Below are 23,693 nucleotides of genomic sequence, written 5' to 3' on the forward strand. Positions count from 1 at the left end.
GACGACGGCATAGGTGTGAATCGGGCGAAAGAAATTTATCGAACATCCACAAAAAATTACCAGTCACGGTCTTCGGCCGTATTGGAAGAACGCCTGGAACTTTTAAAACTAAGTAAGGAATGGAATGTGACCTATACCATACAAGACCGATCAGAATTTGATACGGTTTCAGGCACACTTGTAACCCTAATTTTTAATCAGTACCATAACTTATGAAAGTAACAGCATTTCTTGTAGACGATGAACCAAAATCCATCGCCATCCTCAAAAATAAACTGGAACGATTATGCCCCAATATCACCATTATTGGAGAATCTGGAAACCCAAAATTAGCGTTAACTTTAATAAAAGAACTGAAGCCGCAACTTCTGTTTTTAGACGTGGCAATGCCTGAAATGAGTGGTTTTGACCTATTGGCTGCAATAGAAACACCTTCTTTTGAAGTTATTTTTGTAACGGCTTTCGATAACTATGCCATTGATGCTATTAATCATTGTGCCATAGGATATTTGGTAAAACCTGTCGACAACAAGGTGCTTGTCGACACGGTCGACAAGGCTGTACAGAATATTGAAGAAAAAACGGCCCTTCAAAAAAATAAATTGTTTATTGAAAATCTCGACATTCAAACTTTTCAGAAAAAAAAGATGGTAATTCCAACGCAGGAAGGACTCGAGTTTGTGAAAATAAAGGATATAGTCCATTGTGAGGGGGAAGATGGTTATACCAAAATTTATTTTAAACAGCGGAAGCCAATTTTGAGTTCCTATAGTATTGGTCATTTTAATATGTTGCTGGAGAATCACGAATTCTATCTTGTACATAAATCACATCTGGTGAACCTTATTCACATCGACAAATATTTAAATGAAGGCTATGTGATTCTTACGAATAATATTAAAATTCCGGTCTCTAGAAATCGACGATCTGATTTCTTAAGTAAGTTTAAGAAATAATCTAAAAAGATTAAGAACCCCAAGGCTGTAATTGAATCCATCTTTTTTCTAATTGTGATTTTAATTTCTACTAAAATGGTACAATTCCACAAGTGGTTTTGTATTTTTGCGAAATCACAAACTATCTATGGAATACGCAAAAAATATACTAGAGACTATCGGGAATACGCCCTTGGTAAAGATCAATAAATTGGCCGAAGAAATTCCCGCTCTGGTCCTCGCCAAATACGAAACCTTTAACCCCGGAAATTCTACAAAAGACCGTATGGCAGTGAAGATGATCGAAGATGCAGAGGCCGACGGTCGCCTAAAGCCCGGCGGAACTATTATTGAAGGCACCAGCGGAAATACCGGTATGGGTCTGGCACTAGCCGCCATCGTAAAAGGGTATAAGATGGTTTGTGTGATAAGTGACAAACAGAGCAAGGAAAAGATGGATATTCTGCGCGCTGTGGGAAGCGAGGTAGTGGTTTGCCCTACCGATGTCGCACCCGAAGATCCCAGATCGTATTATTGTACTTCCAAGCGACTGGCAGAAGAAACCCCAAATAGTTGGTATGTGAATCAGTATGATAATCCAAGTAACGCCAAGGCACATTACGAGAGCACAGGCCCCGAAATTTGGCGGCAAACCGATGGTAAGGTGACACATTTTGTGGTAGGAGTGGGAACCGGCGGTACCATAAGTGGTATCGGAAAATATTTAAAAGAACAGAACCCTAATATAAAAGTGTGGGGCATTGATACCTATGGAAGTGTCTTTAAAAAATACCACGAAACGGGGATCTTTGATGAAAAGGAAATTTACCCCTATGTGACCGAAGGAATTGGGGAAGATATTCTACCTAAGAATGTTGATTTCAGTATTATCGACGGTTTTACAAAAGTAACCGATAAGGATGCTGCCGTGTATACCCAAAAACTGGCCAAGGAAGAAGGCATGTTTCTGGGCAATTCGGCTGGGGCTGCCATGAAGGGCCTGTTACAATTAAAAGAACATTTTACCAAAGACGACGTGGTTGTTATCCTATTCCATGATCATGGGAGTCGATACGTAGGCAAAATGTTTAACGATGACTGGATGCGAAAAATGGGATATATCGATTAACATTCATGAATTCTACAGTAATAGATCCTGCCTATATGAGCAGGATTTTTTATTTTAAGGAACCACTGGTGAGAACTCCCTCAAAATTTGTTCAGTATGAAAGAGGATTTTCTACACTATGTATGGAAGTTTCAAAAATTCGATAAACGAGATTTAAAAACCACAAGCGGGGAGTTGGTACAAGTGCTGAATCCGGGACGACATAATTTTAGTTCGGGCCCCGATTTTTTTAACGCACAACTTACCATAGCAAATCAAATTTGGGCCGGAAATGTCGAGATCCACTTAAAATCTTCACATTGGTATACGCATCGACATGAGGAAGACCACAACTACGATTCGGTGATTCTTCATGTGGTGTGGGAGCACGATGCCGAAGTCTTTAGAAAGCACAATATTGCGATTCCGGTGCTTGAATTAAAAAAAGGAGTGGATAAAACAACCCTCGAAAATTACAGAAAACTTTTTTCAAAGGATCAGCAATGGATTAATTGCCAAAACGAAATTGCCAGCATAGACAGCTTTGTACTTCACAATTGGTTGGAACGCCTGTTTATTGAGCGATTACAACAGAAATCAGATTCTCTCTTAATCGAATTATCGACCCTTAAAAATCATTGGGAAGCACTACTTTTTCAATTGCTCTGTAAAAATTTCGGTTTAAATATCAATGGGTCGGCCTTCCTTAGTGTGGCAAAATCAATAGATTTTTCGATAGTTCAAAAATGCAGTCATAACACTTTACAACTCGAAGCATTGTTGTTTGGGCAGGCCGGATTATTAGACAGAGATTTGGAAGATAGGTATTGTATAAAATTGCAAAAGACCTACGCCTTTTTGAAGTATAAACACAAACTGGTAAATGAAATGGTGATATCGCCCAAATTCTTCCGACTTCGACCACCAAATTTCCCTACAATTCGGTTGTCACAGCTGGCAAGTTTGTACAGCAGTCGTCCGAATTTGTTTTCTGAAATTATTTCAGTAAAAACTAGAGACGCCTTATACCAAATTTTTGAAATTTCAGCGAGCTCCTATTGGGATACTCATTTTAATTTTGGAAGTGCTGTTACAAATCGGAAAAAGAAATTGACAAAAAAATTTATCGACCTTTTACTTATCAATACGGTGATCCCGTTGCGATTTTGTTATGCAAATTTCGTTGGAATGGATGCTTCTGAAGCAGTGCTGCACTTAGCGCGCTCAATTCCAAAAGAGGAAAACACTATTGTGGCAAAATTCAATACACTAGGTGCGGTCGCTACCCATGCGCTAGAAAGTCAGGCCTTGCTTCAGCTAAAAAACAACTATTGCGATGCCAAGAGATGTTTGGAATGTGCCCTGGGTAATGAACTGTTGAATCGATAAATTTTTCAGAATATTATTCAGCTAAAAACTGTAATTTGCGGTTATGTTGCAATTGGTGTATAAAATACGTCACTATTTAGAAAAGCGGGGCTTTTATGTAAGTTCCCGTCTGGCAGATCGTTTGGGAATGCGCGCTAAAAGTGTTCGGCTTTTCTTTATTTATGTATCTTTTGCCACGATGGGCGTAGGGTTTGCAATCTACTTAACAATGGCATTCCTGTTAAAATTAAAGGATCTTGTGTTCACAAAACGGACTTCAGTATTTGATCTATGAGCAGACTATTTCAATCAAAGATATTTTGGGCACTCCTAATGTTAATCACAATTTTTATGGCGGGAGTTGTCGGATTCAGAATTCTTTCCGGCTACACTTGGATTGATGCGTTGTACATGACCGTGATCACTATTACTACTGTTGGGTACGGGGAGGTACGACCCTTAGGCCCTGAGGAGAAATTATTTACCTCCATATTTATTGTTTCCAGTATATTTATAGTGGGTTATGCAATTTCTGTAATCACAGAATATATACTTAGTAAAAACAACATCAATAATTTAAAACATAAACGTGTGCAAAAGAAAATTGATTCGCTGCAAGATCATGTGATTATCTGTGGTTTTGGTAGAAATGGAAAACAAGCCATGCATAAATTGATGGATTACAAAAAGCGATTTGTAATTATCGAAAAAGATGACGAAGTGGTGGAGCGTTTTGAGGACGATAAAACACTCTTTGTACATGGGAACGCAAACGAAGACGATGTGCTTTTGCAGGCAGGTATTGAACGTGCAAACACCTTGATTTGTGCCTTGCCCAGTGATGCCGATAATCTATTTGTGGTTTTGTCGGCACGCCAAATGAACAAGAAGTTAAAGATCATAAGCCGAGCTACCGAGGAGACGAGTTATAAAAAACTAAAGTTGGCAGGTGCAGACAATGTGATTATGCCGGACCGGATAGGTGGAGAGCATATGGCTTCCTTGGTAGTCGTTCCGGATTTGGTCGAGTTTTTAGATAATTTGTCGGTTTCGGGAGAGCAGGATAGCATGAATGTAGAGCAGGTTCCGTTTGAGAAAGTATGTAAAAACGGAAAGGAATTGGCAATTAACGAATTGGATCTTCGGAAGAAAACAGGTTGCTCCATCATTGGTTATAAATCGCCGGATGGTATTTATATTGTAAATCCTGAACCGTCTTTGGTTATTAAAAAAGATTCGAAGTTAATCCTCATTGGTCGTCCGAATCAAATTGAAAAGCTAAAAGAATTATACGATGTATAATGTATCGTTAACAATTAAAAGAACAAAAACTTGAATTCACTATTTTTTTTTAGCATCTTGCCTAGCTGAAAAAACTACGTCTAACTAAATCGCTACTCATGAAGAAATATCTTCTATCACTATTAACTTTGTTCTTACCGCTGTTAACCTTTGCCCAAGACACCGCAGAAATGGGGATTGACGAGCAGATCAACGAAGCTTTTGCACCGGTATCGAATTTTTTCTCCAACCTTATTTTCTTTGAAATTGGCGGAATTCCTTTCGTGTTAATTTTATTGGTCTTTAGTGCAACATTTTTTACCATCTATTTTGGTTTTCCGAATATTCGGTATTTCTGGAGAGCAATTCAGACCGTTCGTGGAAAATATGAGGACATTGAAGCACATGGTGCCAAGATATTATATGGTGAAGGAGGAGTAGCACAGGGGCAAGACATGAACAAGGTTGATGATATCACCGAACATGTAGAATCACTTTCAGATGAATTAGCCATCGATGGAGATATTCGAGATACTATTCGGGACGAAAGCACCGATGGAGAAGTAAGTCATTTTCAAGCACTCGCCACGGCGGTTTCCGGAACAGTAGGGAATGGAAATATAGCTGGGGTGGCTTTAGCGATTGCACTGGGAGGACCCGGGGCTACTTTTTGGATGATTATTTGTGGGTTATTGGGTATGTCGACAAAATTTGTTGAATGTACACTCGGGGTACAATATAGAGATGTAGGTGAAGACGGAACCGTATATGGAGGTCCCATGTATTATTTAAGCAAAGGATTGAAGGAAAAGGGATTTGCGACCTTGGGAAAAGTTGCGGCTGTCTTGTTTGCCATATTTTGTATTGGGGGTTCTTTTGGTGGAGGAAATGCTGCTCAATCCAATCAGGCGACCATCGTACTAAAAGATTTATTTAGTCTTGAAAGTACCGCAGCAGGGTTTTGGATTGGAGTCTTGTTAGCAATTTTGGTGGGTGTCATCATCATTGGTGGGATAAAACGTATTGCTTCAGTTACCGAGAAGGTAGTTCCGTTTATGGCAATTCTCTATATCGTGGCCTGTATTTATATCATCTTCAGCAACTATGACCTTATTGATGATGCCGTCAATTTAATCGTCACAGAAGCCTTCAACCCAACTGCCATTGGCGTAGGAAGTATTATAGGTGTTTTATTGGTAGGATTTAAAAGAGCTGCGTTCTCGAATGAAGCGGGTGCCGGTTCAGCGTCTATTGCCCACTCGGCAGTAAAAACAAAATACTCTGCAAGTGAAGGGCTGGTGGCTTTGTTAGAGCCATTTATTGATACTGTAGTGATATGTACCATGACAGCTTTGGTGATCATTATCTTTAACTTCGGAGGATTCTTCGAATATGGTGGAGACGGTGCCGGTGGTGTATTGATTGACGGTGTTTCTTATGAAGGATCCGGAATTACCTCACAGGCATTTGCCCAATACATACCGTATTCTAATGTCTTTTTAACCATTGCTGTATTCCTATTTGCAGTGTCTACCATGATCTCCTGGTCGTATTACGGACTCCAATCCTGGAAGTATCTGTTCGGACGTGGAAAGACCATGGATATGGTGTATAAATTGTTGTTTTGTTTATTTATTATAATTGGAGCTGCGGCGAATATGAAATCTATCTGGGATTTCTCCGATGCGATGATCTTTGCGATGATCTTCCCGAACATGATAGGCTTGTTCTTCCTGTTCCCGGTTGTTAAAAAGCAACTGAGAAGATATCTCGATGCCATCAAACTGAAGAAGGACGCGCTATCCGATTCGTAACATAAATACAGTAAGTAACTCCCCGGTCTAAACCGGTAGGGTTATGAAAAATTTTAAATCCCATCTCCTGTTTAACAAACAGCAACGAGCTGGGATTTTGCTTTTGGTGATCGTCATCGTTGCGTTGCTTAGTACCTATCTATTTGTTTCTTTTTCTGAAGAACCAATTATAGATATTTCTTCTGCTGAAGTAAAAGCGGTACAAGCACAGATAGATTCGCTGCGTAAAGCCGAAATAGAACGAAGAAAGCCAAAGCTGTATCCATTCAATCCAAACTTCATCACCGATTTCAAAGCCTTTGCACTGGGGATGACACCCGAAGAATTTGACAGACTAAAACACTTCCGAAGCAAAGACCAATGGATCAACTCGGTAGACGATTTTAAACGAGTGACCCGGGTTTCCGACTCACTCTTAGACGTGATAAGTCCCTATTTTAAGTTCCCCGACTGGGTGAAAAACGCAAAACTTAAAAAGGAATTTACCTCAGATACTTATTCTGAAAGGTCCTTCGATCAAAAGATCGATCTGAATAAGGCGACTGAAAACCAATTACAGGAGATAAGTGGGATAGGGGAAGCTTTGAGCAAACGTATTGTTGTGTATCGCGACAAATTGGGAGGATTCGCTGGGGATGTTCAATTGTATGAGGTTTGGGGACTGGACCCTTTAGTGGTACAACGCGCCTTACAAATCTTTACGGTAAAAACACCCAAACCTATCCGGAAAATTAATGTCAATACCGCTTCCGCTTCAGATATAGCAACAATACCGGGGATTTCTTTCGAATTAGCAAAACGCATTTGGGAATACAGAGTGCTGCACGAGGGTATTACAGACTTTTCAGCATTGGAAAAAATAGACGGAATGTCTGCACATAAATTAGCGCTAATTCAATTATATTTGTCCATTAAGTAAATATTTACTTCATTCGTATTATCCCTAACTCCAAAACGTATTTATGAGTAGCATGTATTTTACAGAGGAACACGATTTTTTTAGAAAGAGCTTTCAGGATTTTTTGCAGAAAGAGGTGGTGCCGCATATTGAAAAATGGGAAAAGACCGGGCATATCGAACGTTTTATCTGGAAGAAGTTTGGAGAGATGGGCTATTTTGGGATCAACTACCCCGAACAATATGGAGGCATGCAGCTCGATTTGTTTTACACCGTGATCTTTTTGGAAGAGTTACAAAAAATCAATTCGGGCGGATTTGCAGCCGCCATGTGGGCACATGCCTATTTGGCCATGACGCATCTCAATAAGGAAGGAAATCACGAACAAAAACAAAAGTATCTAACGCCAAGTATTAACGGGGATTTGATAGGATGTTTGTGCGTCACCGAACCTTTTGGAGGCAGTGATGTTTCCGGGATGCGAAGTACCGCCGTTAAAAAAGGAAATACCTATGTTATCAATGGTTCGAAGACTTTTATTACCAACGGTGTCTATAGTGACTATTTAATCGTTGCGGCAAAAACAGCACCCGAATTAGGAAACAAAGGAATAAGCATTTTTGTGATCGATCGCGACACGCCCGGCGTTTCGGCAACAAAACTCGAAAAACTGGGATGGCGAGCCAGTGACACCGGTGAAATTGCTTTCGATAATGTAGTAATTCCTGCCGAAAACCTAATGGGTGAGGAAAATCAAGGTTTCCCCTACATCATGCAGCACTTTGCGCTTGAACGTTTAGTGATGGGTATCAATGCACATGCGAGAAGTGAGTACGCACTGGAGTATACCATTCAATATATGAAGGACAGACATGCCTTCGGAAAGAGTATTTCAAAATTTCAAGCCCTACGTCACAAGGTAGCTCAGCTGAGCAGCGAAGTGGAAATTTGCAAAACGTTCAACTATGTGACAGCCGGCCGTCTTAACAATGGCGAATATGTGGTAAAAGAGGCCTCCATGTCCAAGCTGATTTCCACCAGAGTAGCCGATGAGGTTATGTACGATTGTCTTCAGTTACTTGGAGGCTACGGCTATATGGAAGACTATCCGTTGGCGCGATTACTTCGCGATAGCCGACTTGGACCTATAGGTGGTGGAACTTCTGAAATTCTTCGCGAGATCATTGCGAAGATGGTAATCGACGGAAAAAAATATAAAAAGGCTACCTAGGTCATTTCTACTAAGATGCTTTTTGGGTATTATATTTGTAAGACCTAGTGTACCAATTTAAAAGTATAAAGATGAATCAGCAATTTTTACAACGGTTTTTTGGATTAATAATAGGTGTCTTCTGTGTTGGCGCGACGGCTCAAACCGAAATACAAAGTAAAATAGTTGATTTTACCACCTTACTTCCCATTGAAAACGCCAGCATCTATTTGGAGAACACAACCATAGGAACGATAAGTAATGTGGATGGAAAATTTGTTTTGGTGGTGCCAAGAGAATTTGAAAAGGATTCGTTAATTATTTCCTCCATTGGGTATACCAGTTTTAAAACTACGTTGCAGGATTTTGATGCGGCAGCGGGGGTATTCCTTGTAGAAGAAATAGCTTCGCTTGACGAAGTGGTCCTAATAGCCGATCCCAGACCCACCACCGGTAATGAAATTGTTGTAAAAGCACTTGGTAAACTCTCACAGAATTTACCCGAACAAGGCTATTTACAAAAAGGATTTCTACGGCATAAAGAGCGTAACAAAAAAGAGTATAAGTGGTTGATCGAAAGTGCCATTACCTTATACGACTCCAGTTATGCTTCGGGGGCTAAGGACAATTTGAAAATTAACGTGGATGAGGTTAGAAAAAGCTACGACCTTAGAGATGTTGATAGTTTGTATTCGTATGCGGCCTATTTAAGGTACAATGCGCGAAGGGTGAATCTTCGATCTAAGAATTTAAAAAGAGATACCATTGCGACAGCAACCTTGGTTAAAGCCATCAATTGGAATGATAGCAGGATCAATGGTTTGGAAAATCTATTCAAGGGAAAACTCAATCTAGTTCGGAATTCCAATATCTCAAATGCACTGTTCGGTAAGAATATCCTTGAAAAGCATCAATTTGATTTGGATACCGTCTTGGTGGACGATGGCAGAAAATTATACAAGATTCGAATTTCAAAAAGTAAGGATTTTATCGGTTTAAATACCAAGGATATATACAATGAAGGGTATGAAGCACGTGGGTGGTTATACATATATTGGGATAACTACGCCTTTAAAAAAATAGAATATGAACTGGTGGCTGCATCCGATGTTCAAAAGCGTAGAAGTAAAAGTCTTTTCGACACACAGGTCAATCATAAACTGATAATTACCTACAAGGAATACCAAGATAAGATGTACCCCACTTATTTTTATTACGAAACTCCAAAGTTGATCAATGTGGGAGACCGATCTTCGGACAGAACAAGAGATAAGGCCGCAGAGGATATAGAGCGTGATAAAGAAGAACAGTTCTACTATACCATTCAGGAGGTGTTGTTTACCGAAATTATTCACGATCCGGAAATTATTCAAAGTGAACTAGCCAAGGAATGGTCTGAGGATATTTTTTCACCCAAACCCTATAATAAGGAGTTTTGGAAGAACTACAACGTATTGCTAGAAAGCGCAGAAGAAGAAAAGTTAATTCAGGATTTGAGTCAGCGAGCCTCCTTATATAAACAATAATTGGAATATACGATTTCCAAGATCAAAGGGTCATCCTCTTTATTACGAAGTTTTAAAAATTACAGCCTTTTTATTAATTGGGTATATTGTCTTTAACAATGACGGCTCCGTTTGTCTTTTTCTACGTTATTCTTTTTTGATTAAAAAAAATCTAAAATCTTAGGTCTAAAAACTAAAATCTATTTATCTTTGCCGTCCTAAAGAGAGGAGGTTATGATACTATGTTAATTATACCAATAAAAGACGGAGAAAATATCGATAGAGCGCTTAAAAGATTTAAGCGTAAATTTGATCGTACCGGAACCATGCGCCAGTTGCGTAAGCGTCAAGCTTTCAGCAAGCCTTCAGTAGTTCGCAGAGCGCAGATTCAAAAAGCACAATATATTCAAGGACTTAGAGACGCAGAAGAAATCTAGATTTCTATTCCTCTTTTGATACAAGATCCGCCAGAAATTTTCTGGCGGATTTTTTTTGCTTCCACTCCGGCTTCAAATTCGTATCTTTAACAGCAAACCTATACACCCATACTGCTCCATGCCCTTCGAAGATTTTATCGACTATCTTTCTTTAGAAAAGCATTATTCGGCACATACCATTACGGCCTATCAGCGCGATTTGGATAGTTTTTTAACGTTTGCTTCGGAAGGATACGATTACAATTCGATTAAAAATGTGAACTATTCGGTTATACGTAGCTGGATTGTTTCGTTGGTAGATTCAGGAATTACAAACCGAAGCATTAACCGAAAGGTTTCGGCTTTAAAAAGCTACTATAAATTTTTGCTGAAAACAAAACAGATTGAGATCAATCCCCTTTCCAAACACAAGGCGCTTAAAACCAGTAAAAAGATCCAGGTTCCCTTTTCAGAAAAAGAAATTGAAAATGTGTTGGAGTTGCTGGAGGACGCTAACGACTTTGAAGGCGTGCGTAACAAGCTCATTGTGGAGTTGTTCTATTCCACCGGAATTCGTCGCACCGAATTGGTAAATGTCAAGCTAAAGGATGTTTCAATTGCTCAAAAATCGATCAAGGTTTTGGGAAAACGAAACAAGGAGCGGATTATTCCTTTATTAAGCTCGGTAACAAAGTCTATCGAGGCCTATCTATTGCATAGGAATCAGTTAGAGCACATTACCGACTCGGACTATTTTTTCCTTTCGTTAAAAGGCGTTAAAATCTATGAAACTCTTGTGTACCGAATTATTAATTCCTATTTTAGTAAGGCCTCTGAAAAGGTAAAAAAGAGTCCGCATATTCTGCGACATTCTTTTGCGACCCACCTTTTAAATGAAGGCGCCGATTTAAACGCAGTGAAAGAACTGCTCGGGCATTCGAGTTTGGCCTCAACGCAAGTCTATACGCACAATAGTATAGCGCAATTGAAGCAGGTATATAAGAACTCGCATCCCAGAAACACGAAACAGTAAATAACATTAAAAGTATTGCGTATGAAAGTGACTGTGCAAACCCCGAATTTTGCAGCCGATGTGAAACTCATTGACTTTATTGAAAAGAAATTGGCTAAGCTGGAACAGTTTTATGACAAGATCGTCTTTGCCGATGTATTTTTAAAAGTTCAAAAAACCAGTGACAAGGAAAACAAAATAGTCGAAATATTACTCAGCATTCCCGGAGACGATTTGATTGTAAAAAAAGAGGCTAGAAGTTTTGAAGTTGGCACTGATGAATGCGTTCAATCTTTGGAAAGACAGCTTAAAAAACGCAAGCAAAAACAAAGAGCGCATTTATAATATAATTTTACAAAAAAAGTTTTTTAGAAAAAATAATTTATATACATTTGCAGTCCGTTAGAAATAGCGGACTTTTTTATGGCTAAAAAGTTGCATAAAAGCCGATGTAGCTCAGCTGGCTAGAGCAGCTGATTTGTAATCAGCAGGTCGTGGGTTCGAGTCCCTCCATCGGCTCTTTGAAAAAGTGAAAAGTTCTTTTAAATACAAGCTTTGGGGAGATACTCAAGCGGCCAACGAGGGCAGACTGTAAATCTGCTGACCCAGTCTTCGCAGGTTCGAATCCTGCTCTCCCCACAAACATTTTCTAGAGAGGTCGTAGAAAGTTTACTTTCTTAAGAGCTCGAGAGAAAATGTTTGTTTAGGGTCCCCCTAAACGGATCACCGAGCGAAGCGAGGTAATCCTTCAGTGTAGAAAAGTTCTGAGAAAACGGATCACCAAGCGAAGCGAGGTAATCCTTCAGTGTAGAAAAGTTCTGAGAAAACGGATCACCGAGCGAAGCGAGGTAATCCCTTCAGAGTAGAAAAGTTCTGAGAAAACGGATCACCGAGCGAAGCGAGGTAATCCTTCAGAGTAGAAAAGTTCTGAGAAAACGGATCACCGAGCGAAGCGAGGTAATCCCTTCAGAGTAGAAAAGTTCTGAGAAAACGGATCACCGAGCGAAGCGAGGTAATCCCTTCAGAGTAGAAAAGTTCTGAGAAAACGGATCACCGAGCGAAGCGAGGTAATCCCTTCAGAGTAGAAATGTTCTGGTAAAATGGATGAACAAGTGAAGCGAGGTAATCCTTTCAGAATAGAAAAGTTCTGAGAAAACGGATCACCGAGCGAAGCGAGGTAATCCTTTCAGAGTAGAAATGTTCTGGTAAAATGGATGAACAAGCGAAGCGAGGTAATCCGCCGGATTCAAAATTAGGAATCCGAATTTGACATATTGAATTGCCTTTCTGGATTTTTTCAGAAGTAAAAGCGGGAGTAGCTCAGTTGGTAGAGCGTCAGCCTTCCAAGCTGAATGTCGCCAGTTCGAACCTGGTCTCCCGCTCTAAATTCCTGTGAACCTGCTTGACGGCAGACAGGGGTAGGAATCTCTTCCTTTATAAGGAGTAGATTAAATACTTTACGCCGGTGTAGCTCAGGGGTAGAGCGTTTCCTTGGTAAGGAAGAGGTCATGAGTTCAAATCTCATCATTGGCTCAATAAGAATCATAATTGAACACTATTATATAACTAAGCTTAAATTAATACAAAATGGCAAAAGCAACATACGATCGGTCTAAACCTCACTTAAACGTAGGTACTATTGGACACGTAGATCACGGAAAAACAACTTTAACAGCTGCTATTACTAAGGTAATGGCCGATGCTGGTTATTCAGAAGCTAGATCTTTTGATCAAATTGACAATGCTCCTGAAGAAAAAGAAAGAGGTATTACAATTAACTCTTCACACGTAGAGTACCAAACTGCAAATCGTCACTATGCACACGTTGACTGTCCAGGTCACGCGGATTACGTGAAGAACATGGTTACTGGTGCTGCACAGATGGATGGTGCTATTCTTGTGGTTGCGGCTACAGATGGTCCAATGCCACAAACACGTGAGCACATCCTTTTAGGGCGTCAGGTAGGTATTCCTCGTATTGTTGTATTCATGAACAAAGTGGATATGGTAGATGATGAAGAGCTTTTAGAATTAGTTGAGATGGAGATCAGAGATCTTCTTTCTTTCTACGAGTACGATGGTGATAACGGACCTGTTATTGCTGGTTCTGCCTTAGGAGCACTTAACGGTGAGCAAAAATGGGTAGATACTGTACTTGAACTTATGGAAGCTGTAGATACTTGGATTGAAGAGCCACTTCGTGAAATTGACAAGCCTTTCCTAATGCCTATCGAAGATGTATTCTCTATTACAGGTCGTGGTACTGTAGCAACTGGTCGTATTGAGACTGGTGTAGCTAACACGGGAGATCCTGTTGAGATCATTGGTATGGGTGCAGAGAAATTAACTTCTACTATTACCGGTATTGAAATGTTCCGTCAGATCCTTGATAGAGGAGAAGCTGGAGATAACGCCGGTATCCTTTTAAGAGGAATTGAGAAAACTCAAATCTCTAGAGGTATGGTAATTTGTAAGCCAGGTTCCGTAAAGCCACATGCTAAATTTAAAGCTGAGGTGTACGTACTGAAAAAAGAAGAAGGTGGACGTCACACTCCATTCCACAATAACTACCGTCCTCAGTTCTATGTTCGTACAACTGACGTAACAGGAAACATTAGTCTTCCTGAAGGAGTTGAAATGGTAATGCCTGGTGATAACCTTACAATTCACGTTGAGCTTATTCAAGCAATTGCGATGAGTGTTGGTCTACGTTTCGCTATCCGTGAAGGTGGTAGAACAGTAGGAGCTGGTCAGGTAACAGAGATTTTAGACTAATTTAAAGTCACTTAATAAAAAGTTAAAGGTGTTCCGGATTTCTCGGAACGCCTTGACTTTTATAACGGGGTTTACCTGCCTGCCGGCAGGCAGGGCTGAGCGAATAGCAAAGGTTTTGTGGGTGATCCGAATAGTAAAAACGGGTTTAGCTCAGTTGGTAGAGCACTGGTCTCCAAAACCAGGTGTCGTGAGTTCGAGTCTCGCAACCCGTGCAAGGAAAGTAACAGCATTAATGCCGTACAAAAATGATAGCATATATAAAAGAATCTTATAACGAACTAAAAAACCACGTAACCTGGACACCTTGGGCAGAAGCACAGCGTCTAACGGTTATAGTGGCAGTGTTCTCAATTGTTTTGGCACTTGCTGTCTGGGGAGTTGATACAGTATTCAGTAAGTTGATAAGTCTATATTTTGAATGGATCAAGTCGTAAATAAAATGACTGAAACAAAGAGTACAAAAAAGTGGTATGTCGTCCGTTCGGTTAGTGGGCAGGAGAACAAGATCAAATCCTATATCGAAAGTGAGATCAAACGATTGAAGCTTGAGGATTATATTGATCAAGTTTTGGTTCCAACCGAAAAAGTGATTCAAATTCGCAATGGAAAAAAAGTACATAAGGAACGTGTTTACTTTCCCGGGTACATTATGGTACAAGCGAGTTTGGCGGGTGAAATTCCACACATTATAAAATCTATAAATGGAGTTATTGGTTTCTTAGGTGAAACCAAAGGGGGAGATCCTGTACCGTTGCGGCAAGCAGAGGTTAATAGGATGCTAGGTAAGGTAGATGAATTGTCTGTTAAGGACGATAACGTAAATATTCCATTTGTTATTGGTGAAACCGTCAAGGTGATTGATGGGCCGTTTAACGGATTTAACGGTACCGTTGAAAAAATAAATGAAGAAAAGCGTAAGCTTGAAGTAATGGTGAAAATCTTCGGAAGAAAGACCCCATTAGAATTGAGCTATATGCAAGTTGAAAAAGTTTAATTGTTACACGCTATATAATAGGTAATTTCTTTGGCTTCCACTATAGAAAGAACCACATTAAATTTTAAATAATGGCAAAAGAAATAGGTAAAGTAGTTAAGTTGCAAGTTCGAGGTGGTGCCGCTAACCCGTCGCCTCCAGTTGGACCAGCCTTAGGTGCTGCCGGTGTGAACATTATGGAGTTCTGTAAGCAGTTTAATGCAAGAACTCAAGATAAGCAAGGAAAAGTATTGCCAGTGCAGATTACGGTGTACAAAGACAAGTCATTTGACTTTGTTATTAAGACGCCTCCTGCCGCTGTACAGATTCTTGAAGCCGCCAAGACCAAAAAAGGGTCTGGTGAGCCACACGTCAATAAGGTAGCAACTATCTCTTGGGATCAAGTGAGAACTATTGCTGAAGACAAAATGCCCGATCTAAACGCATTTACTGTGGAGTCTGCCATGAAAATGGTAGCAGGTACTGCTAGATCAATGGGAGTGAAAATAAAAGGTGCTGCACCTTTTTAATCAAGAAAAAGAATCTATAAAATGGCAAGATTAACAAAAAAGCAAAAAGAAAATTCTGCAAAAGTGGAGTCTAAGACATACACGGTTTCAGAAGCTTCTGCTTTAATAAAAGAAATCTCCAACACAAACTTCGATCCCTCTGTAGACCTTGCGGTGCGTCTTAATGTAGACCCTCGTAAAGCAAATCAGATGGTAAGAGGTGTTGTAACCTTACCACACGGTACAGGTAAAGATGTGAAGGTTTTGGCTTTAGTAACTCCCGATAAGGAGGCTGAAGCTAAAGAAGCCGGTGCAGATTATGTTGGATTAGACGAGTACCTCGATAAAATCAAAGGAGGTTGGACAGATGTCGACGTAATTGTAACGATGCCAAGTGTCATGGGTAAATTAGGTCCATTAGGACGTGTTTTAGGACCTCGTGGTCTTATGCCAAACCCAAAGACAGGTACCGTAACAATGGATGTTGCTAAAGCTGTTTCAGATGTAAAGGCCGGTAAGATCGACTTTAAAGTTGATAAGACCGGAATTGTACACGCCGCAATCGGAAAAGCATCGTTCGATGCCGAAATGATTGCAGGAAACGCAAAAGAATTATTAACAACCCTAGTGAAACTGAAGCCTCAGGCAGCTAAAGGTGTGTATATTAAAAGTATCTTTATGTCTAGTACCATGAGTCCTAGTATACAGATAGACACCAAAAGGTTTACTGAACAGTAAAATTTAGAAATTATGACTAGAGAAGAAAAATCACAAGTAATTGAAAATTTAACTGCGCAGTTGTCTGAAAACCCAATCATCTATTTAACAGATATTTCGGGATTGGATGCAGGGAATACTTCAAACTTACGTCGTGCATGTTTTAAAGCAGGCGTTAAACTAGCAGTTGTTAAAAACACATTACTTTCGAAAGCAATGGATGCTTCCGACAAGGAATTCGGTGAATTATCCGGAACCCTTACCGGGAATACGTCTATTATGTTTTCTGAAACAGGTAATGCCCCGGCTAAAGTAATTAAAGAATTCAGAAAGAAATCTGATAGACCCGTCTTGAAAGGTGCTTTCATCGAAGAAGCAATCTATGTTGGTGATGACCAACTGGATAATTTGGTGAACATCAAATCGAAGGAAGAGCTTATTGGAGATATTATTGGATTGCTACAGTCACCTGCGAAGAACGTTATTTCAGCGTTGAAATCGGGTGGTGGAACCATAGCCGGTATTGTAAAAACCTTGTCTGAAAGAGAAGGTTAATAAATTAAGCACTAATTAAATATATATAATAAATTAAAATTTTTAAAACGATAGAAAATGGCAGATTTAAAAGATTTCGCAGAAAAATTGGTTAACCTAACAGTAAAAGAAGTTAACGAATTAGCAACTATATTAAAAGACGAGTACGGTATCGAGCCTGCTGCTGCAGCTGTTGCTGTTGCCGCCGGTGGTGGTGCAGGTGGTGATGATGCCGCTGAAGAAAAGTCTGAATTCGACGTAATTCTTAAAGCAGCCGGAGCTTCTAAATTGGCAGTTGTAAAACTGGTAAAAGAACTAACCGGAGCTGGTCTTAAAGACGCTAAAGAATTAGTAGATAATGCGCCTTCTCCAATCAAGGAAGGTGTTTCTAAAGACGAAGCTGAAGCATTAAAAGCACAGTTAGAAGAAGCTGGAGCAGAGGTTGAGCTTAAGTAAGCTCCCAACGTTCCAAACCTTTAGGTTTAGGTCTTCCGCAGCGCGCGGAAAGACCTAAACCATTTTGCGTATATAGAGGTTAACAATTTGTAGTATACGCAGTCACAGTTTTTTTAATTAAAATTCCGTCCATAGATGTCAGCAACGCAAACTGAAAGATTGAATTTTTCCTCTGTTAAAAATAAGCCGGATTATCCGGACTTTTTGGACATCCAGATTAAATCCTTTCAGGATTTTTTCCAACTGGAAACCAAATCAGAAGAAAGAGGTAACGAAGGCCTTTATAAGACTTTCATGGAAAACTTTCCAATTACCGACACCCGCAACCAATTTGTTTTAGAGTTTTTAGATTACTTTGTAGATCCTCCAAGATATTCCATTCAAGAATGTATTGAAAGGGGATTAACCTACAGTGTTCCGTTAAAGGCCCGTCTAAAATTATATTGTACAGACGAAGAGCACGAAGATTTTGAAACCATCGTGCAAGACGTGTATTTGGGAACCATCCCTTATATGACACCTAGTGGTACTTTTTGTATCAACGGTGCCGAACGAGTTGTTGTATCTCAGTTACACCGTTCACCTGGTGTGTTCTTTGGACAGTCGTTCCACGCCAATGGAACAAAATTATATTCAGCCAGAGTAATTCCTTTTAAGGGTTCTTGGATTGAATTTGCTACCGATATCAACAGCGTGATGTACGCGTATATCGATAGAAAGAAGAAATTACCCGTAACCACACTTTTCCGTGCTATCGGTTTTGAAAGAGATAAGGATATCCTTGAAATTTTCGACTTGGCCGAAGAGGTGAAAGCGTCTAAAACAGGTCTTAAAAAATACTTGGGTCGTAAATTAGCGGCTCGTGTGTTAAAGACATGGCACGAAGATTTCGTGGATGAGGATACTGGCGAAGTGGTTTCCATTGAACGTAATGAGATTGTGCTAGACCGTGATACGGTGCTTGAAAAAGATCATATCGATGAGATCATTGATTCTGGTTCGAAAACCATCTTATTGCACAAGGAGGACAATCACATGGCAGACTATGCAATTATCCACAACACCTTGCAAAAAGATCCTACCAATTCCGAAAAGGAAGCAGTAGAACATATATACAGACAATTGCGTAACGCCGAACCACCCGATGAAGAAACAGCGCGTGGTATCATCAATAAGTTGTTCTTTAGTGATCAACGTTATAATCTTGGTGAAGTAGGTCGTTACCGAATGAATAAAAAACTAGGTCTTGATATTCCAATGGATAAGCAGGTGCTTACCAAAGAAGATATCATCACCATTGTAAAATACTTGATCGAGTTGATTAACTCGAAAGCTGAGATCGACGATATTGATCACTTGTCGAACCGTCGTGTTCGTACCGTGGGTGAGCAGTTATCACAACAGTTTGGCGTTGGATTAGCACGTATGGCACGTACCATTCGCGAGCGAATGAACGTTCGAGACAACGAAGTATTTACACCCATCGATTTGATTAATGCCAAGACCTTGTCTTCGGTGATTAATTCCTTCTTTGGTACCAATCAGCTTTCACAGTTTATGGACCAAACCAATCCGTTGGCAGAGATTACGCACAAGCGTCGTCTTTCGGCCTTGGGACCTGGTGGACTTTCCCGTGAAAGAGCAGGATTTGAGGTTCGTGACGTTCACTATACGCACTACGGAAGATTATGTCCAATTGAAACCCCTGAAGGACCAAACATTGGTTTAATCTCTTCACTTTCGGTATTTGCCAAAGTGAATAATTTAGGATTTATCGAAACACCGTATCGAAAGGTAACCGATGGGAAAATAGATCTTAAATCGATTCCAACATATCTTTCTGCTGAAGAAGAAGAAGAAAAGTTGATCGCGCAGGCCAACATTCCAATTTTGGAAGATGGTACGATAGATACCGATAAGGTAATTGCGCGTATGGAAGGTGACTTCCCGTTGGTGGATCCAAAAACGGTTCACTATACAGATGTCGCTCCGAACCAGATTTCATCTATTTCGGCCTCGTTGATTCCGTTCCTAGAACACGATGATGCAAACCGTGCCTTGATGGGATCCAACATGATGCGTCAAGCGGTGCCGTTGTTAATTGCCGATTCACCTATTGTGGGTACCGGTTTGGAACGTCAAGTGGCATCAGATTCACGTGTATTGATCAATGCCGAAGGAGCTGGTGTGGTAGAATACGTCGATGCGAATATGATCACTATTAAATACGACCGTTCCGATGCTGAACGAATGGTAAGTTTCGATGGTGACTCAAAATCGTATAACCTCGTAAAATTCAGAAAGACAAACCAAAGTACCTCGATCAACCTAAAGCCTATCGTAAGAAAAGGTGACAGAGTTCAGAAAGGACAAGTACTTTGCCAGGGATATGCTACCGAAAAAGGTGAATTGGCCCTGGGTAGAAACATGAAAGTAGCCTTTATGCCTTGGAAAGGGTATAATTTTGAGGATGCCATCGTGATTTCTGAAAAAGTGGTGCGTGAAGATATCTTTACTTCAATTCACATTGATGAATACTCATTGGAAGTTCGAGATACCAAATTGGGTAACGAAGAATTGACCAATGACATACCAAACGTTTCTGAAGAGGCCACCAAAGATTTGGATGAGCACGGAATGATTCGTATTGGTGCCGAAGTAAAGCCCGGAGATATTTTAATTGGAAAAATTACACCTAAGGGTGAAAGTGATCCAACTCCTGAAGAAAAATTACTTCGTGCTATCTTTGGCGACAAGGCAGGTGATGTAAAGGATGCTTCTTTAAAGGCGTCTCCATCATTGCGCGGTGTTGTAATTGATAAAAAACTGTTCGCAAGAGCAATTAAAGATAAGCGCAAGAGAGCAAAGGACAAAGAGGATATTTCGGCATTAGAAGCAGAATATTACGCAAAGTTCGATGCTTTAAAAGACGTGCTGGTTGAAAAACTATTTACAATCGTTGGTGGAAAAACTGCGCAAGGTGTTATGAACGACCTTGGCGAAATAGTGTTCCCAAAGGGTAAAAAGTATACCCTAAAGATGTTAAATGCCGTAGAAGACTATACGCATTTAGTAGGAGGTACATGGACTACCGATGACGAAACCAATGTATTGGTGGCAGATCTAATGCACAATTATAGAATTAAGGAGAACGACTTACAAGGAAACCTGCGTCGTGAGAAGTTTACGATCTCTGTTGGGGATGAACTTCCTTCCGGAATCTTAAAACTGGCCAAGGTGTATATCGCTAAAAAGCGTAAACTGAAAGTAGGGGATAAGATGGCAGGACGTCACGGAAATAAGGGTATTGTAGCCCGAATCGTTCGTGAAGAGGACATGCCGTTTTTGGAAGATGGAACGCCGGTTGATATCGTGTTGAACCCTCTTGGGGTACCTTCTCGTATGAACATTGGACAGATCTACGAAACCGTATTGGGTTGGGCAGGTCAAAAATTAGGTCGTAAGTATGCGACTCCTATTTTCGACGGTGCTACCTTGGATCAGATCAATGAGATTACCGATGAAGCAGGAATTCCAAGATTTGGACATACCTATCTATACGATGGTGGAACAGGACAACGTTTCGATCAACCTGCAACTGTAGGTGTGATCTATATGTTGAAACTGGGTCATATGGTAGACGATAAGATGCACGCCCGTTCTATTGGACCTTACTCATTAATTACACAACAGCCATTGGGTGGTAAAGCCCAGTTTGGTGGACAGCGTTTTGGTGAGATGGAAGTATGGGCTCTGGAAGCATATGGTGCATCCAGCACCCTGCGTGAAATATTGACGGTAAAATCTGATGATGTTATTGGTAGAGCGAAAACCTACGAGGCAATCGTTAAAGGTGAAACCATGCCAGAACCGGGTCTGCCTGAATCTTTCAACGTGTTAATGCACGAATTGAAAGGTCTTGGATTGGACATCAGATTAGAAGAATAACGGCCAACCCCTCTTTTGGGAGGGGAATTGCTGGATCTTCCATCGGAGTGAAACAACACTCCAAAAACAAATTAACAACAAAGCATAGTACATAGCATTATGGCAAGAAATAAAGAAAACACAGTACAGAAATTCAATAAAATTTCGATTGGTTTAGCTTCTCCCGAATCCATTCTAGCGGAATCACGTGGAGAGGTTCTTAAGCCTGAAACGATCAACTACCGTACGCACAAACCAGAGCGTGACGGACTTTTCTGTGAGCGTATTTTTGGACCTGTAAAGGACTACGAATGTGCCTGTGGTAAATATAAGAGAATACGTTACAAGGGAATCGTTTGTGACCGTTGTGGGGTAGAGGTAACTGAAAAGAAAGTACGTCGTGACCGTGTGGGACATATCAATTTGGTGGTTCCTGTAGCACATATCTGGTACTTCCGTAGTTTGCCTAACAAAATTGGATACCTACTTGGACTGCCGTCTAAGAAGTTGGATATGATTATCTATTACGAACGTTATGTGGTAATTCAGCCGGGTATTGCAAAATATGAAGATGGGGAAAATGTAAAGAAAATGGATTTCCTTACGGAAGAAGAATATCTAAACATTTTAGATACCCTTCCGCAGGAAAACTTATACTTGGAAGAGAACGATCCCAATAAATTCATCGCGAAGATGGGAGCAGAGTGTTTGATCGATTTGTTAAACCGAATCGACCTAAATACCTTGTCTTACAATCTTCGTCACAAGGCTAATAACGAAACATCCAAGCAGCGTAAAACCGAAGCACTAAAACGACTTCAAGTAGTGGAAGCGCTTCGTGATGCCAATAAAAATCGCGAAAACAGGGCCGCATGGATGATCATGAAGGTGGTTCCTGTAATTCCGCCGGAATTACGTCCGTTGGTGCCGTTGGATGGTGGTCGTTTTGCAACTTCCGATCTAAATGATCTGTACCGTCGTGTAATTATCCGTAACAATCGTTTGAAGCGATTGATGGAAATTAAGGCACCTGAGGTAATCCTGCGTAACGAAAAACGTATGCTTCAGGAATCGGTGGATTCATTGTTTGACAACACCAGAAAGTCTTCCGCAGTAAAAACAGACAGTAACCGTCCGTTGAAATCGCTATCAGATTCCCTAAAAGGAAAACAAGGGCGATTCCGTCAAAACCTATTGGGTAAGCGTGTGGATTATTCGGCGCGTTCGGTAATTGTTGTTGGACCCGAATTGAAATTATTTGAATGTGGTCTTCCGAAGGATATGGCTGCCGAATTGTACAAGCCTTTTGTTATTAGAAAACTAATTGAAAGAGGAATTGTAAAAACGGTAAAGTCGGCCAAGAAGATTATCGATAAAAAAGAACCCGTTGTATGGGATATCCTTGAAAATGTATTGAAGGGACACCCTGTATTATTGAACCGTGCTCCTACCTTGCACCGTTTGGGGATACAAGCATTTCAGCCTAAATTAATTGAAGGAAAAGCAATCCAGTTGCACCCCTTGGTATGTACTGCGTTTAACGCAGATTTCGATGGGGATCAGATGGCGGTACACCTTCCATTAGGGCCTGAAGCTATTTTGGAAGCGCAATTATTGATGCTAGCTTCTCACAATATCTTGAACCCTGCCAACGGTTCGCCCGTAGCAGTACCTTCTCAAGATATGGTATTGGGACTGTATTATATGACGAAGTTGCGTAAATCAACTCCCGAGCATAAAGTAAAAGGAGAGGGCTTAACATTCTACTCAGCAGAAGAAGCAATTATCGCTTATAATGAGAAACAAGTAGAATTGAATGCCGAAATAAAAATACGGACCAAGGACTTTAATGAAAAAGGAGAACTTGTAAAGCAGATCATTACAACTACATTAGGTAGAGTAATTTTCAATGAACAGGTGCCAGAGGAAGCAGGATATATTAACGAAGTATTGACCAAAAAGTCGCTTCGTGATATTATTGGTGGTATACTAGAAGTAACGAGCGTACCAATTACCGCAGCTTTCTTAGACGAGATCAAAGGTCTTGGATATAAATTTGCCTTTGAAGGTGGATTGTCGTTCAGTTTAGGAGATATTATTATTCCGGCTGAAAAGCAGAGTATGATCGATGACGCCAATTCACAAGTGGATGGTATTATCGCCAACTATAATATGGGATTAATTACCAATAACGAACGTTACAATCAGGTCATTGATATTTGGACCGCTACCAATGCCGAGTTGACCGAATTGTC

At 40.4% G+C, this 23,693-nt stretch carries 21 protein-coding genes, 5 tRNA genes and 1 pseudogene; all 27 read left to right on the plus strand.

The annotated features are described in order from the left end of the window. Positions 1-216: pseudogene (locus K8F54_RS07870) on the plus strand (hypothetical protein); the annotation flags it as partial. Then, a complete protein-coding gene (locus K8F54_RS07875; protein ID WP_290789220.1) occupies positions 213-956 on the plus strand; it encodes a LytTR family DNA-binding domain-containing protein in 744 nt (247 codons plus the stop codon). The pseudogene K8F54_RS07870 and the gene K8F54_RS07875, both read left to right, overlap by 4 nt. A gap of 127 nt (positions 957-1,083) precedes the next feature. Beyond that, positions 1,084-2,064, plus strand: coding sequence for a pyridoxal-phosphate dependent enzyme (locus K8F54_RS07880; RefSeq protein ID WP_290789222.1), 981 nt, complete (start codon positions 1,084-1,086; stop codon positions 2,062-2,064). 96 nt (positions 2,065-2,160) lie between these two features. Beyond that, entirely contained in the window at positions 2,161-3,432 is a 1,272-nt protein-coding gene (locus K8F54_RS07885) for a DUF2851 family protein (RefSeq protein WP_290789225.1), read from the plus strand. A gap of 43 nt (positions 3,433-3,475) precedes the next feature. Then, positions 3,476-3,706 carry a PspC domain-containing protein gene (locus K8F54_RS07890; RefSeq protein ID WP_290789227.1) on the plus strand — a complete coding sequence of 77 codons (231 nt, stop codon included), beginning with the start codon at positions 3,476-3,478 and terminating at the stop codon, positions 3,704-3,706. After that, the gene (locus K8F54_RS07895; protein WP_290789229.1) at positions 3,703-4,713 is read left to right on the plus strand and encodes a potassium channel protein; all 1,011 of its coding nucleotides are present in this window, start codon (positions 3,703-3,705) and stop codon (positions 4,711-4,713) included. The genes K8F54_RS07890 and K8F54_RS07895 overlap by 4 nt, the downstream gene beginning before the upstream one ends. 98 nt (positions 4,714-4,811) lie before the next feature. Continuing rightward, positions 4,812-6,506, plus strand: a complete 1,695-nt coding sequence (locus K8F54_RS07900) for an alanine/glycine:cation symporter family protein (protein WP_290789231.1) — start codon at positions 4,812-4,814, stop codon at positions 6,504-6,506. A gap of 43 nt (positions 6,507-6,549) precedes the next feature. Beyond that, positions 6,550-7,425, plus strand: a complete 876-nt coding sequence (locus K8F54_RS07905) for a helix-hairpin-helix domain-containing protein (RefSeq protein WP_290789233.1) — start codon at positions 6,550-6,552, stop codon at positions 7,423-7,425. A gap of 43 nt (positions 7,426-7,468) precedes the next feature. Beyond that, positions 7,469-8,635 (plus strand): acyl-CoA dehydrogenase family protein, encoded by a 1,167-nt coding sequence (locus tag K8F54_RS07910; protein WP_290789235.1) that lies wholly within the window; start codon positions 7,469-7,471, stop codon positions 8,633-8,635. A 71-nt stretch (positions 8,636-8,706) separates the two neighbouring features. Further along, the gene (locus tag K8F54_RS07915; protein ID WP_290789237.1) at positions 8,707-10,140 is read left to right on the plus strand and encodes a carboxypeptidase-like regulatory domain-containing protein; all 1,434 of its coding nucleotides are present in this window, start codon (positions 8,707-8,709) and stop codon (positions 10,138-10,140) included. A 221-nt stretch (positions 10,141-10,361) separates the two neighbouring features. Then, complete coding sequence (gene rpsU / locus K8F54_RS07920) at positions 10,362-10,556, plus strand: 30S ribosomal protein S21 (RefSeq protein WP_290789239.1); 195 nt, start codon at positions 10,362-10,364, stop codon at positions 10,554-10,556. Positions 10,557-10,674: 118 nt separating this feature from the next. After that, a complete protein-coding gene (locus K8F54_RS07925; RefSeq protein ID WP_290789241.1) occupies positions 10,675-11,568 on the plus strand; it encodes a tyrosine-type recombinase/integrase in 894 nt (297 codons plus the stop codon). 21 nt (positions 11,569-11,589) lie between these two features. Continuing rightward, positions 11,590-11,892 (plus strand): ribosome-associated translation inhibitor RaiA, encoded by a 303-nt coding sequence (gene raiA, locus K8F54_RS07930; protein ID WP_290789243.1) that lies wholly within the window; start codon positions 11,590-11,592, stop codon positions 11,890-11,892. 100 nt (positions 11,893-11,992) lie between these two features. Then, positions 11,993-12,066, plus strand: a tRNA-Thr gene (locus K8F54_RS07935). A gap of 38 nt (positions 12,067-12,104) precedes the next feature. Further along, positions 12,105-12,186, plus strand: a tRNA-Tyr gene (locus tag K8F54_RS07940). Positions 12,187-12,856: 670 nt separating this feature from the next. Next, a tRNA-Gly gene (locus K8F54_RS07945) sits at positions 12,857-12,929 on the plus strand. Between the two features lie 79 nt (positions 12,930-13,008). Further along, positions 13,009-13,080 (plus strand) — tRNA-Thr (locus K8F54_RS07950). A 54-nt stretch (positions 13,081-13,134) separates the two neighbouring features. After that, positions 13,135-14,322, plus strand: coding sequence for an elongation factor Tu (gene tuf, locus K8F54_RS07955; protein ID WP_290789245.1), 1,188 nt, complete (start codon positions 13,135-13,137; stop codon positions 14,320-14,322). A gap of 139 nt (positions 14,323-14,461) precedes the next feature. Next, a tRNA-Trp gene (locus K8F54_RS07960) sits at positions 14,462-14,534 on the plus strand. Positions 14,535-14,567: 33 nt separating this feature from the next. Further along, positions 14,568-14,756, plus strand: coding sequence for a preprotein translocase subunit SecE (gene secE / locus K8F54_RS07965; RefSeq protein WP_290789247.1), 189 nt, complete (start codon positions 14,568-14,570; stop codon positions 14,754-14,756). Positions 14,757-14,761: 5 nt separating this feature from the next. Beyond that, positions 14,762-15,316: a transcription termination/antitermination protein NusG gene (gene nusG, locus K8F54_RS07970; protein WP_290789250.1), complete on the plus strand. Its 555-nt coding sequence runs from the start codon at positions 14,762-14,764 to the stop codon at positions 15,314-15,316. Positions 15,317-15,387: 71 nt separating this feature from the next. Then, the gene (gene rplK, locus K8F54_RS07975) at positions 15,388-15,825 is read left to right on the plus strand and encodes a 50S ribosomal protein L11 (RefSeq protein ID WP_290789252.1); all 438 of its coding nucleotides are present in this window, start codon (positions 15,388-15,390) and stop codon (positions 15,823-15,825) included. Positions 15,826-15,846: 21 nt separating this feature from the next. Next, complete coding sequence (rplA, locus tag K8F54_RS07980) at positions 15,847-16,542, plus strand: 50S ribosomal protein L1 (protein WP_290789254.1); 696 nt, start codon at positions 15,847-15,849, stop codon at positions 16,540-16,542. Positions 16,543-16,554: 12 nt separating this feature from the next. Further along, the gene (gene rplJ / locus K8F54_RS07985; protein ID WP_290789256.1) at positions 16,555-17,076 is read left to right on the plus strand and encodes a 50S ribosomal protein L10; all 522 of its coding nucleotides are present in this window, start codon (positions 16,555-16,557) and stop codon (positions 17,074-17,076) included. A gap of 57 nt (positions 17,077-17,133) precedes the next feature. Next, positions 17,134-17,511 carry a 50S ribosomal protein L7/L12 gene (gene rplL, locus K8F54_RS07990; RefSeq protein WP_290789258.1) on the plus strand — a complete coding sequence of 126 codons (378 nt, stop codon included), beginning with the start codon at positions 17,134-17,136 and terminating at the stop codon, positions 17,509-17,511. A gap of 135 nt (positions 17,512-17,646) precedes the next feature. Then, the gene (gene rpoB, locus K8F54_RS07995; protein WP_290789260.1) at positions 17,647-21,459 is read left to right on the plus strand and encodes a DNA-directed RNA polymerase subunit beta; all 3,813 of its coding nucleotides are present in this window, start codon (positions 17,647-17,649) and stop codon (positions 21,457-21,459) included. Between the two features lie 99 nt (positions 21,460-21,558). After that, positions 21,559-23,693: DNA-directed RNA polymerase subunit beta' (gene rpoC / locus K8F54_RS08000; protein WP_290789262.1), on the plus strand; the 2,135-nt coding region annotated here is incomplete at its 3' end.

Origin of the sequence: Altibacter sp., assembly GCF_019913785.1 — a bacterium.
In the GTDB taxonomy this organism is placed as follows: Bacteria; Bacteroidota; Bacteroidia; order Flavobacteriales; family Flavobacteriaceae; genus Altibacter.